Source organism: Achromobacter sp. (genome assembly GCF_050285565.1).
Classification (GTDB): domain Bacteria; phylum Pseudomonadota; class Gammaproteobacteria; order Burkholderiales; family Burkholderiaceae_B; genus Achromobacter.
In genome coordinates this window covers 200,781-214,074 of record NZ_JBLZXG010000006.1, presented here as the reverse complement: position 1 = coordinate 214,074, position 13,294 = coordinate 200,781, and the positions used below count along the sequence as shown (strand labels likewise).

The window sequence follows — 13,294 nt, the reverse complement described above, 5'->3', positions numbered from 1 at the left end:
ATGCCAAAGACTATTGAGTTGCGCTCAGCTTTCGGGCTGATCAGCGTTTTTATTTGGTCGCGCGCGGCCGTGACAGCAAGATAAGGGGCTCCTTTTAGTCGGAGTGACCTCGATGTTTCATATCAACAGCAGCTGTTGAAGTCCGTTCCAGATAAAACCCTGGATCCATAAGAATCAATACCTTAGGCAGCATTGCTGCCACTCAAGTTGCCACAGCCTAACCATTAAGAGTGGAGTTTTTCCCTTAGATGCCCACTTGGCACAGTGCCGTCGCTCGACGACTGACCACGCCCCGGCCCATGCCAATGCAAACGCCGCCGGCGCCGCATCACGAGGCCGGCGGCGCATGGCGCGCAACCAGCCTTTGCTCGCCGGCCGTCGTCTATGCCGGCGAGCGTGCAAGGCGGAGAACCTAAGAGAACTTACTGCGCCGGCCTGGCCGGCGCATCGCCCCACCGGTCGCCCCGTCAGACTTTACAGCTTCGGAACTTCCGACCGAGCTGCCGCCACGGGTCCACCTTTTGAGCTGGAGTCCGGCTTCACGATCTCCGACTCGCCGCAGCGCACAGGGACTCGCTGATAGTTCTCATCCTTGGCCTTTCCCGCTACGGAATAGTCCGCCCGGCATTGACGATCGCTCCACCGGACCACCAGCGAGCCGCGCTCCGCATTCGGCCCCAGCATCGTCAACACCCGCCCGCGGGTGTCGGTAATGCCAAGACGATTACCGCTAGCATCATCCACAATCGCGCCGAACGGCATCGGCGAGCCATCCGCCTGGGTCAACTCGAATTGCACCCGACGGCCGGTTTCCGCTGCGAAAGTCGCCAGGCCAACCGCGCCCCGCGTCGGGACGACCTGTTGCATCGCGTTCTCGAACTCAATGTCGCCACCAAGCTCGCGCGTGTTCAAGCCCACCCAGTTACTGCGAAAAGGTGTTGCACCGGGAACGATTGCATAGCCGTTGCTGCCGGTCTCGATGCCCGCATAACTGGACAGCGCCACGCCACTCACAGGCGGATCCACCTTTGCAAGCACGAAGGTCTCGCCCACCGATTGCCCCATATTCACCCCGCCACCGTGCACCACCAACGAGCCATTGGCGGACAACGTGCCGGAATGGTAGTTATTGCCATAGCTGTAACCGGCTCCCAGTCGGGCGAATGAGGTGGTCGTGCTGACCGATGCCGAACCGCTGCCAGTTCCATCCATGCCTCGGCCGGCGGCGATGCCATAGTTGATTTCCCGCTCCGTGGGAAGCTGTCCGGTCACACCCGCCTGCACCGATGTGCCTGCGTTCTGCCGATTCAGATTGGTATACGCTTGCGGCGCCTTCCAACCCGATCCCAGAGGGAACGACAAAGTAAGCGAAACCACGTTGTCGCTGTAGCGATCCCGATACTGCGGAGAGCTGACATTGCGCGAATGGGTGTAGCCAATGCTGTACGAAACCGGCCCCAGCGAATTGCTATATCCCAGCGAAAGGCTGCGCGACTTCGAATCGTCCCAATACGCCTCGTCAGAGCCACTCACATACAAACTGCCATAACGGCTGTCGCGACCAATGTTCTGCGTCAAATAGACGTCTACCCGTGACTTCGAATAGGCATACTTCGAGCCATACCAGGACGCGTGATCAATCACGCCTTTTGCGTAAACATGATCGGAAAGGCTGCGGAACTTATCGTTGAGACTGCGTTGCGCATTCACCGAGATATGGGTGTTGGTGTCTTCTAGATACTTGCCATAACGGAGATTGATCCGGTCACCGGCCTGGCTCTCGCCGCCGACCTTGCTGATGGAGTGCGTCCCGCTCAACGACAACGCGCCAAATCTCGTATTGACGCCAACACCGAGGGATGCGGCCTGATAGCCTCCCGCCGCCATGCGCAGCCCACCAGCCAAGGTCACATTGCTGGACAGGCCGTAGAGCGCGGAAGCGCTGCCGAACACAGGACGTTCTCCCCCCGTGTAATCTTGGCGAAACTGTCCGATCGCCGCGTCATAACTCACCCGGCCTTCTCTGACCATCAACGGCGGACTGGAGAATGCCTGCCGCTGCACACGCCGGGTGCCGTCCGCCTCGATGACGGTTACCTCCAGATCGCCATTCGATCCGGAAGGCGCCAGATCGGTAATCTCGAAGGGGCCGGGCGCAACGTTGGCGGTGTAGATCAGATAGCCGTTCTGCCGCACCTCCACGGTGGCGTTGGAATCGGCATTCCCGCGAATGACCGGCGCGTATCCTTGCTCGTTGTCCGGATACATCGACTCGTCCGACGCCATTTGGGCGCCCAGGAATCGAACCCCGTCAAACAGCGTCGAATTGGTATAGGTCTCGCCCAGCCACAACTGACTCTTGATGGTGCTGAGTCCGCGCTGCAGATAAGTATTCTGGCTCTTGAACTGGGTAGGCTGATTCTTGCCTGAAGTCAGGAACGAGTTGTTCCGCAACCGCCAAGGGCCCAAGTTCGCGCCCATGCGCATGCCTACGCTGGTGCTTGTTCCGTTTCTGCCGCCATTGCCGCTGGCCCAGTCGTTACGGTTAGTGAGGCTGTAGTCCAGGAAAGCGGCAGGCACGCCATCCTCCCAGAACTCGGGATCGATGTAGCCCCTGCGCGCGGGCGAAAGGTAGGACTGGGGAATACTCAGATTCAAGCGCAAGCGAGGCACGTCGTAGAAAGCGGTAGCCTCTGTAATCAAATCCGAAAGCCGCAGACACTCACCGTCGGCGCGCTTCTCATTGCCGACTTTCATTTTTCCGCCATCCACACCAATCTGGATCAGCATCTCCGGCGAGATGCAGGGCTCCACCGCGCCAGTGCGGGGATTCTCCGAAAATGTGACATCTCGGCGGCCGGCCGGCGTGGTATTGACGTAAAGATCAACGCGGTACGTGCCGGGGAGGATATCCCCTCCGACCAGGAGCGATCTGACATCCGCCGCCTGCGCGCCGCCTTGAAGAAACGCCGTCGTATAGCCTTTGGGGCTGCCCGCCAAAGCCACCGCCGGATGCTTTGGCAACGCCTCGGCCGCTGTACCGGAGCTCTGTGGACCGCCCGGCGGCGCAGGCTCGCTCGCCGCCGGCGCGGCTCCCGCCGCCGGCAGGCTCAGGGCGAGCGCGTAGATAGCCACGCCGTATACGCTCGCTCCGCAACGACGGGAGTATGGGGATTTCATCGAGGAAGACCTATTTCGGATCAATGCCGACCAACGAGCGGCATACACAAGCCGGTCTGAAGCGGCTCACAGAATATGGAATCAAAGGAAGAGACGAACACAAGCAGCGCGCGCTCTAGAGCCCTTTTCTACTTCTCGGCCGTTGCCGTGACAGCGGCGGCTCCATTCAGGCGTGTCTTGAACACATCGTTGCCGCCGTAATCATTGACGCTATGAAACTTCAGCATCGCATCCGGTTGGCTTGTCTTCAAAGGAAACCGGCGGGACTCTCCGGGCCCGATCATCAGAGGTGCGGTGATGCCATCCTCCGTTCCGACCGTGATGCTATTGATCGACACATGAAAATTGGACGGATTCTCCAGCGACAGGCTGGGCTGGCCATTGACCTTTTCGAGGCGCCATTGCAACGCAGCGGGCGCATCCGCGGCGACACCGCGCAAACCCGCGGGACGGAAAAACAACTTGATCCGCTGCCGCACGGCCACCTGCAGGACGGCATCGCCCTGAGCCGCTTCGGGTATCTCCTGCACATTCAGCCAGAACACGGACTCGCGATCCTGCGGCAAATCGTTGTTGGCACCGGCGTACAGGACACGCAGCAGTTGTTGTCCATTCGCCTGCATTTTCGCCAACGGCGGCGTGACCGCAAAAGGAAGATCTCCCTTATCGCCCGGCTGATTGCTTTCGATCCACGACTGAACCAGGATATTGGAATTTCCATTGCGAACGGCAATGGATGCCTCCTTGTACTTGCCGTCAAAGATGACCCGCGTCGCGCTGAGCGAAATGGATGCCTGCGCGCTGCCCACACAGCAGAACATCAGGACACCGAGGGCAGCGCCGCAAAGGCGGCGAGCGATAGAAATGGTGGACATCGGTTCCTCCAGAAACGCCTTCCGGGAAGGCGTCAGCACCGCTGAACGCCTTCCAAACCTCTCCTGGCGAATTAGTTGTACGAGATCTCGTAGTTCACGGTGCCGTTCGCGGCGCCCACCACAACATCGGCGTTGGTCTTTCCGCTGACGACCGTGTAGTAAGCCTTCAACGGAAACGTGCTATAGCCGCCAGTGAGCGCCTTGGTCAGCTTGACCGAACCGGACGTGAAGTCCAGCGGCGCGCCAGTACTCGTATCGACCAGCATGATCTGCACATTCTGAGCGCCACCAGGAGCCAGACCGATACCCTTGCCCGAAGCAACTTGACGGGTCAGTTTCAGGTCCACCGAAGTGCCCGTCTGGCACTGAAGCGTCAAGTTCAGATCTTGAGACGACGGCGTGGCGAGCGAACCGCTCGACGTCACCGGCGAGGCTTCGGTACCGAGGGTGTTCGTGGAAACCGAGCCCATGTTCACAGCGATATTGCCACCAGTGCTGCTGGTGCCGGCGCTGTTGCTGGTCAATTCGCAGGTATCGGCATTGATGTTGCCGTTGAACGTTATCGTGCCGGTGGCGCCAACGGTGGCGGCCGAGCTCGCTGCGGCGGCACACATTGCCGACAATACGGCGACGCTGAGGATCAGCTTTTTCATAGTTTCACATCCTTGACATGGAAAGAATGACGCATGCAGAGGGGCAAGAACTCAACCCTGCTCCCGCGTAATGCATCGAGGTAATGGCTTTTTGAGGGCCTGAAAAAATTGTAGGATTTACACATAGAGCCAGGTTTCAGACAGGTACGAAATGCGCGCGGGATCGGCGCGGCGCGGTTGAGCGGAGTGGGGGCCGGGCAACGATTTCCTGCCCCCCGTCAATGATGAACCGCACACCCGAGCACGCCAGTGCGAACCAATGCGACTCATCCTGCTTGAGGTGGCATTCGAGGCCGCCGCGGGCTATTCAATGATCCGACGGACATATTCATGCGTTTTTGCGCGCAGCTTCGAGTCGGGCTGATGATCATCGCGATCGTTCCACGACCAGCGGTGCCCGGCTTGGCAAGCAGCACTAGGGCAATCCCAACGGAGTGGGCGGCATCCGCCGCGCAAGATTCAGCATCCGATTTCGGCGCCTCTACTTTCATGGTCAAAAAAAAAGCATCTTGAAGCCATGGACAGCCACCATCAGCCATGCGGCAATGCGCGCACCGGGCATGGAGCCGCCGCGAGCCTGCATGGACGCCTAGTATTTGCACTAATGGCGATGGCCAGACCTCGTGGGTACAAATATCGATACGGCGCAGCCATGGCGATACCCGCACCTGTCAGGCCGGCGGTTTCAAGCATTTCACTGACCGCGTGCCAAGGCACGAGGCCAAGCGATCACAAGAAGCATCCGGCCTTAAGTTCCGCCTCCAACGCGCCGTAGAGCAGGTAGTAAATGCGCATTCCGATACTCGGAAGGCGCGACACAAGGAAGGAGAAAAGCATGACCATCTCCCTACGACACCGCTTGGCGCTCGCCGCCACCCTTGTCACCCCCCTGGTATTCGCCCAGGCCTCAGCGGAGCCTGGCGCGCATGGAGAGATTCGTTTTCGGGGAGCCATCGTCGAAGCCGCGCAGTGCCAGACCGAGCAAGTCGTTCGACGTCCGTCCGCGCCCGCCAATCTGACGATCCGCTGTGCGCGCGACACCATGCAGAGCCGCGTCACCGCGACCCTCGAAACCGTTGACCATACCGCTCAAAATGGGAGATTCGTCTGGAGTCGTTCCGCTTCGCCGGGTGGTCGCATCTGGCTACGTCAAGCCAGCGAAACTGAAAACCTGTATCGCGTCACGTTGAGCTATCTCTGATCCACAGACTGGGCCCTCGTCTCAACGGACGAGGGCCCAACAGCATGGGCGCTACGCGAAGTCAAAGCAAAGCCTCTTTTCCCATCCTCCCAGGCTCGCAAACAGAACTTCCGCGAAAGTGCCACCTCCGAACCTGGCGGGCAGCGCCTCGCCCGAGAAAGCCGCATTCAATTGCTCGATAGCGGCAAACGGGGCCGCGCGCGGCGCATGACACAGCACCCTCCCGAACGGTGCCGAAACTATACCTGCGAGCCCGCCCGAAGGCATCCAGACTAGTACGAAATTTTCTGGCGGATGATCCTGCCGCGCGTCAAGTCTTGCGACTTGCCGCCAGGCACACTCCGATTCTCGTACCGCACTATCGAACTTGTCCTATTGTGAGTGACTCGCCATGAGTTCAACATCCAGGGCCATGCTTCAGCCCTCGTACCGACCCCAGCCTTTCCTGCCGCTTCATGACCGACAATAGCGACCATCATGGACACAAGAACCCGACCTCCAGCCTGTGTACGTTGGGAGTCCCACGCCGCGTCCGCTCTACTTGCCCTTTGGCCAAAGGAAAGTGGTGTAGTGCTGAATGCCACAAGAAGTCTGGAAGCACAGATCGTGGCCGGCGCGATCAAACCAAGCGCGTACGACTCCCGGAGCAACCTGAAGATATCTGGATCACTGCACGTTCTGTATTCTATGGATCAGAACGGCGTCGTGATACACCGGCTCAAGCGCTCCAGCGCCCCCAAGCCAAAATGAGCGCCCGGGCACCCACGGCCACCATCCGGATCCGCCCCGCCCCCACCCAGGCCCCCACCCCGCCCCCTCCTTCCAGCGCGGCCCACGTCGAGCGAACACAGATGAATCAAGCGGCCCAAGCATCGCGAATGCAACGCCAGAACCTTGAAAACGTCGCCTGGCTGCGCCAGAAGCGGGCGGAGGGCGCGCTGCTCACCGACTATGCCCGAAGCCATTTGGACCCCGGGGTTCTGGAAGAATCATTCTGCGAGGTCCCCAGTGACGGCACAATTCCCCAGGAAGTCCTTGAGCAGGCGGTCAAGAATCTCTGGGCGCTGCCCAGAGCATGGCGCGAATACCTCGGTTGGACCCGGCAATCGGCGGCGGCGCATGCCGGTGTGCCTGAGCAGCTCTACGTCGAATTGGAGGAAGGATTCGACAAACTCACCGTACAGAACAAAATGAAGCTCGCCTCGGCGCTCGGCCTCCAGTCGACTCAATTGCTGATTGAGGATCAGCCGTAAGGATCCTGCTGACCGGAATGCAGTGCGCTGCGCAACAACCTCGCAATCTCGGCAATTTCCGCGAATTTGTTCTGATCGCGCTGTCCTTCGGACAGATCAATGATCTGATCGGCCAGCGCGCGCAAATCCTCAGGCCTGCGATTTGCCAAGGCTGCCACCCTATCACACAGCGCGCGGACTTCCGCCGCGCAGGCATCGAGTCCATCCTTCCTGATCACGCGCTCCAGCATTGCGGAGCGTTCGGAAATCGAATAAAGACGGAAAACAGCACAGGCGCCGCTCAGCGAATGCAGTTCCGCCATCACCGCGGCCGCATCCTGGTCATCCAGCCCCTGGCGCAAGCGCTCAACCGACGTGGTACAAGCGTCGAGAAAGATTCGCCGCACGTTTTCCGCGCCTTCACGGTTGTCGGGCATTGTCGCGCCGACAGCGGGGTGGTTACCGACAACTGCTTGACCAGTCGCCTCGGACAAGGCTTGAGCGAGTTTTCCTAAAGACAGCGGCTTGCCCAACACCGCCGCCATACCTGCACGCAATCCGCGTTGCCGATCCTGCGGCGTGACGTTCGCCGTGGCGGCCAGGACAGGCAGGCCGGGGCAACATTGCCGGACATGTCCCGCCAGCGTGTATCCATCCATTCCAGGCATGGAGAGATCCGTCAGCAGCACGTCGAACGTGTGTTGTTGCAACTGCGCCAGGGCTTGCTCCCCATTGGTCACCGCGGTCACTTCGCAGCCAAGCATGCTCAGTTGCTCTTCGAACAGCTTGCGATTGACAGAATTGTCTTCCGCCACCAACACGCGCAACGGCTTCTCCAGCGCCGGCAGCTTTGGCGCCGCGGGCCTCAAATGCTGGTCTTGCAATGCATGTCGCAATGCCTCCACCAGGCCGCGCAAGGAGAACACCGAAACACTCACCACCCGCCCCGAGACAACCGGCTCCGCGGGCCCGTCCTCGAGACAGTCCAAGACCCAGGCCGCGCCTTCTATAAGCCTGTTTTCATCCGCGGGATGCCAGGTCTGCCGATCCCCCCAGAACAGCAACACGTCCGCGCCATCCAGGCTACCTTCCCCGACCACAGCGGGGTGCGCGCAGGTTTCAACCTGCATGCCCCACACCTGCAGCACGCTGGCCATCACGTCGCGCCACACAGCCGCGGCCGCCACCAGGATCACGCGACGCCCAGGAAACTGGGGAACCTCCGGGATGATGTCGGCATCCCCGCCGAGGGGCAGCCGCAAGGTGAATCTGCTGCCTTTTCCCGGCTCGCTTTGCGCCGCCAAGAAGCCCCCCATGGCATGTGCCAGGCGCTGGCTCAACGCCAGCCCTAATCCGGTCCCGCCAAAACGGCGGCCGATCGAGACGTCGGCCTGGCTGAACTCCCGGAACAGTCGCGCAACCTGATCCGATGACATGCCTATACCGGTATCTTCGACGTCGATCAGCAACGCGTCACTGGCCGCATCCCGCCTCAACCTGAGCAGGACCTGACCTTGATCGGTGAACTTGATGGCGTTGGACAGAAGATTCTGGATCACCTGAGCCACCCGCGAAGGATCGGTGCGCATGGGCTGACAAAGGGCGACCCCCAGTTCGGCAACCAGCGTCAGGCCTTTCGCTCGGGCAACTGGCGCGAACATCATCAACGCATGGGAAGCGACTTCCAGCGCATCGATCTCCATGAACTCGATTTGCAGCTCGCCCGCCTCTATCTTGGACAGATCCAGCACATCATTGAGGATAGCCAGCAAGCCGTCCGCCGCGCGGCTGACCACCTTGAGCCGGTCTCGCGTCAGGGCATCCAGTGACGCATGCGACATGATCTCCAGATTGCCCAGGATCGCGTTCAGGGGGGTACGTATCTCGTGGCTCATCGCCGCCAGAAATGCGGATTTGGCGGCATTGGCAGCGTCCGCCGCCTGGCGCGCCGCCTGCAGCTCGCGCTCTAGGTTGCGCTTTTGCGTCACATCGGTGAAAGCGGCAACCAGCACATCCTCGCCTTGATAGCGCGCGCGCGCCATGCTGACCGCCAGATCAAGATGCTGTCCGTCCCGTGTGGGAAATTCCAGGTCCTCCTGCATGAGCATCGCCCGTCCAGCCCGCGCCTCGCGCTGCAGGTACTTTCTGGACAGGACGAAGGACAAGCTCGGGCCATCTATCTTCACCCGTTGCGCCATGTCCGCCATGACCGGGCTTCGCAGCAGCGACTGTCCATTGTCGACCGCGATCAACCCGAGACCGACAGGAGCGGTTTCGATCAACGTCCGGCTCAGTTGTTCGCTCTCGAAAATGCGTTGGGATTGCCGCACCGCCGGAATGAACACCCGCCGTTTCACGGTCAGCAGCAACATCCAGGTCAATGCGATGATCAACACCGATGTCAACGCCGACACCACAATCTGTGAATGGACGCCCGCCGCAATGTCTCGCCACGTTTGAGCGTAGACCAAGGTCCACCCCTCCGGGCCCAACGGCCATCCGCTCAACAGGTAGCCATCGATATATACGCTATGGCCTGACGCGCTCACCCCGGCGGCAACCGCCTGCTCAGCGAGCGCCGTGAAGCCGGGCTCGAGCGAATCACTGCAGGACAGGATGAGCGTTCCCCCGGGCCCGATGATCGCGCAAGCGCCACCCAACCCATTTTCGGGAAGCGTGGCCGCGAGCTGATCGAGCGGCAACTCATAGACCAAGGTGCCTATCGGGCGACCGTTGCGCCCCACAAGCTCGGCGGCAATTCTCACCGAAGCCTTGCCGGTCAGGGGGCTCTGGTAGGGCGGCAGCCAGCGCAACCCCCGCGCCCCCGTGGCCGGATCCCGCCACTGGCCCGAGGCGGACAGCGTCGTCATGTCATCACCAATAGCAAGCGCTGCCAGCAGCCCGTCCGGATCCGACTGAACCCGTTCCTGCCAGTCGCTTCCGGTCCAGGGCAATACCGCCAGAATCAGCGTCCGCTGATCCGGACTCATCAGATAAACCGTCAATTCTCCCGCGTTGCGGGCAGCGACCGCTGCCGTGGCCGCCGCCATCCGCTCAGCCAGCCGGACGTACCGCCAGGCGTCCGAGACGGGCTCTCGGTCATTGGCCCGCATCACCAGCAAAGGCGGCAGGTCGGCGTTCGGCTGTACTTTCTCGATCCGGGCATCCGCGAAAAAGGCGCCGGCGGCACCGGACGGCTCGGTCTCCAGAACATCCCAGGCCAGCACCATGTTCTGCACGTTGTTGCGCAGCGTCGCGGTCGCCCGGGTAATGAAATCCCTTGAACGTCGAACATCGACGGCAATTTCTTCCTTCGTTCGCGCGATATAGGCGTCAACCGAGGCCGCATCCTCCAGCAAGCTGGCAACCAGGACGACGCCCGTGATGACGAATCCACCGCCGAACACCACCAGTTTCTGATAGCGGCGTAGCCGCGCAAGGATGCCACTTTGTTCCGAAGTCGTCATAACTCGCTGGCGCCCGGCCCGCAAGCGCGGGACCCGGAACTCGGGTGAATTGCATTCTGTCAATTATGACGCATGCCCACACGTTCAGATAGTCCGTAACGGCACCTTCCGACGACGCGCCAGCCCGCCACCCCCTCCAACCGCGTGAGGGCGCCGCTCCTGACCGCCTGGCGGCTAACCGGAGGTCATCGGCAAGGCCCCGGGATCATCCATCAGCAGCGTCCCGCCCCCTTCGGCCAGCAGCCCGGTCTCATACGCAAACCGGAATAATTCCACGTCGCGATCAATGCCCAGCTTACGCATAGCGCTGGCCTTCTGAGAACTGATAGTCTGCTTGCTGCGTTTGAACAGATCGGCGATTTCGTTAATCGACACGCCGGACACATAGAGCCGCACCACTTCCGTCTCACGGCGGGTCAATCGGCGCACCGGTTCATTCTGCGTTGCACAGTCCGCCGCGGACACATGGCGCAGTTGCGGGGAGAAATACGTCGCGCCCGCGTACACCGCGTGAATCGCCGAAATGAGATGACCAATGACGTCGACCTTACTCAGGACGGCGCGCACCCCGATCTTGATCATCTCGGCCACGATCGCGCGATTCTCGATGGTGGTGAACACAATGATCTTCAACGCCGGATAGCGCCGGCGCAAGAAGGACAGCATGGTCATGCCATCGCCGAATTCTCCTCCTGGCATCACATAGTCCGTGACCAGAATGTCGCATTGCGACTGCGCCAGCAATTCGAACAGCTCGGTTGAATTCCTGGCAGTCCCCACAATGGAGATCGTACGAAACTCGGCTAATTCGTACCTAACGCCTGTGATCAATGCAGGATGATCGTCGGCGAGGATGAGAGATATCTTCACGCTTCGCCCCGCTTGGCGGCCTGTAATATGCAAATACCACCAATGTATTACCCGATCCGGTCAGGCCGTCTAGTACGGATACGTCTCTGCGGCATAACGCATCAGACCCGTACTAAAAACCGCAGAAATGGGGTTCGGGCGTCCGTGCCTCCCCCATTCAAACGATCCCTCACGCAACCGCGTCCTGGCGCTTGCAGACCCTGCCGTCCTTCATGATGAGCAACAGGTTTCGCTCCGGCTGCGCCAGGCGTTGCAGATCCTCCAGCGGGTTTCCATTGACCAGCAGAAGGTCCGCCATGGCGCCCGGGGCGATGACGCCCAGGCGACCCGGATAGCTGTTGCGCGGGCCGGACATTGCGCAGAGCTCGCCATTGACGCTGGTCGCCATCTGCAACACCTTCGCCGCTCCGTACCAGCGGCTCATTTTGGCCAACTGGGCGCCCTGGCGGCTGGCCAACCGCGCATCGAACAATGTGTCGGTACCCCAGGCGGTCTTGATCCCGAACCGCTGGGCCAGCCCATAGGCCTTATCGGTACCCCCCACCATACGCAACTGCTTCTCGCGCGACGCGGGCGATTGCGTGGGAACGGCATCCTCATCATCCAGAAACGGCTGCAGACTCCACCACACCCCCAGATCCGCAATGCGCCGGGCGGTGTCTTCATCGATGAGTTGACCGTGCTCTATGCACCGCACACCCGCATCCAGCGCCATGTTGACCGCGCGGGAGGTGTAAGCGTGCACCGTAACGTAGGTTCCCCAGTTCTCGGCAGCCGTCACCGCGGCGGCGAGCTCCTGCACCGATCCCTCGGTGACGTCGAGGCCATCGTACGTGGACATGACGCCGCCGCCCGCCATGTACTTGAGTTGCGACGCCCCCCGCATCAATTGCTCGCGAGCGCGCAACAACACCTGATCCGCGCCATCGGCGATCGCCGTCACGCCTACCCTTTCCGCATAGCTAAGTTCCCCTTGCGCCGACTTTGGCAATTCGGATAGCAATCGAAAATCGCCATGCCCGGACGTCTGGCTCAGAAAAGCGCCCGAAGGATAGATACGCGGCCCGGGAATGACCCCTTCATCGATGGCGCGTTTCAGCCCGAATGCGGGGCCGCCCATGTCGCGCACGGTAGTGAAACCGCGCATCAAGGTTGCATCGGCCTCGGCGACCGCGAGCGTGTACACGTAGTTGAAATCGGCGGTCATCGCGGTAAGCATGCTGGGCCGCGCCAGGATCGAATGCCAATGCGCATCGATCAGGCCCGGCATCAGGACGGCCCCTTTAGCGTCAATGACCTCGCACCCCTCGGGCAGCGCCAGTGCCTGGGGCTCCACCGCCTTGATAAAACGACCATCCACCACTACCCGCATGCCATCCGTCAGCGTCGACGATATCCCATCAAAGATGCGGGCATTCTGAATCACTGTCGCCCGCGCGCGCTGGAGCGCCGGCCCCGACGGTGCGCGTGCAGACCCCTGCGTCGTCGACATCGTCGGCGGGGCGCTGGCGCCCGCCGCGGCGGGCGCCGCTGTCGAAACACGCTGATCCTGTTGCAAAACCCTCTCATGCACCGCAAACAGAGCGCCAATGCGGGCTGCCGCGGTGCTGTGACAGCCACAGCGCGAGGGGCTGAAAATGCTGAGGGATGCTTTGTCCACGTCGAACATGGTGGCGGCTCCTAAGAACGAATAGCAATATCAATTTCCCACATCGGCGACAGCGGATTCTTGAAGTCATTTCAGACAGCGCCGATAGCAATGCGCCAAAGAGCCTCATACCATCCACCCGGTCAATCTCCGGATCTCTCATCGCTC

Annotated in this window: 8 protein-coding genes; 2 read left to right on the top strand and 6 right to left on the bottom strand. The window is 61.0% G+C overall.

What is annotated here, in order from left to right; genetic code table 11:
* Window positions 1-474: 474 nt before the first annotated feature.
* The 3 genes from ACN6O8_RS14450 to ACN6O8_RS14440 all read right to left on the bottom strand — a co-directional run bounded on the left by ACN6O8_RS14450 (window position 475) and on the right by ACN6O8_RS14440 (window position 4,708).
* Window positions 475-3,135: a fimbria/pilus outer membrane usher protein gene (locus tag ACN6O8_RS14450; protein WP_427991713.1), complete on the bottom strand. Its 2,661-nt coding sequence runs from the start codon at window positions 3,133-3,135 to the stop codon at window positions 475-477.
* A gap of 173 nt (window positions 3,136-3,308) precedes the next feature.
* Entirely contained in the window at window positions 3,309-4,055 is a 747-nt protein-coding gene (locus ACN6O8_RS14445; protein WP_427991712.1) for a fimbrial biogenesis chaperone, read from the bottom strand.
* Window positions 4,056-4,126: 71 nt separating this feature from the next.
* Window positions 4,127-4,708 (bottom strand): fimbrial protein, encoded by a 582-nt coding sequence (locus tag ACN6O8_RS14440; protein WP_427991711.1) that lies wholly within the window; start codon window positions 4,706-4,708, stop codon window positions 4,127-4,129.
* An 835-nt stretch (window positions 4,709-5,543) separates the two neighbouring features.
* Between ACN6O8_RS14440 and ACN6O8_RS14435 the strand changes: the two genes are divergently transcribed.
* On the top strand, window positions 5,544-5,909 hold the full coding sequence (locus ACN6O8_RS14435) for a hypothetical protein (RefSeq protein WP_427991710.1): 366 nt from the start codon (window positions 5,544-5,546) through the stop codon (window positions 5,907-5,909).
* Window positions 5,910-6,787: 878 nt separating this feature from the next.
* The gene (locus tag ACN6O8_RS14430; protein WP_427991709.1) at window positions 6,788-7,162 is read left to right on the top strand and encodes a hypothetical protein; all 375 of its coding nucleotides are present in this window, start codon (window positions 6,788-6,790) and stop codon (window positions 7,160-7,162) included.
* On the opposite strand, the gene ACN6O8_RS14425 is transcribed toward ACN6O8_RS14430, so the two are convergent.
* The 3 genes from ACN6O8_RS14425 to ACN6O8_RS14415 all read right to left on the bottom strand — a co-directional run bounded on the left by ACN6O8_RS14425 (window position 7,153) and on the right by ACN6O8_RS14415 (window position 13,147).
* Window positions 7,153-10,608, bottom strand: a complete 3,456-nt coding sequence (locus tag ACN6O8_RS14425) for an ATP-binding protein (protein WP_427991708.1) — start codon at window positions 10,606-10,608, stop codon at window positions 7,153-7,155. The genes ACN6O8_RS14430 and ACN6O8_RS14425 overlap by 10 nt on opposite strands.
* A gap of 174 nt (window positions 10,609-10,782) precedes the next feature.
* Entirely contained in the window at window positions 10,783-11,478 is a 696-nt protein-coding gene (locus tag ACN6O8_RS14420) for a response regulator (protein ID WP_427991707.1), read from the bottom strand.
* A gap of 169 nt (window positions 11,479-11,647) precedes the next feature.
* Window positions 11,648-13,147, bottom strand: coding sequence for an amidohydrolase family protein (locus tag ACN6O8_RS14415; protein WP_427991706.1), 1,500 nt, complete (start codon window positions 13,145-13,147; stop codon window positions 11,648-11,650).
* Between the last annotated feature and the right edge of the window lie 147 nt (window positions 13,148-13,294).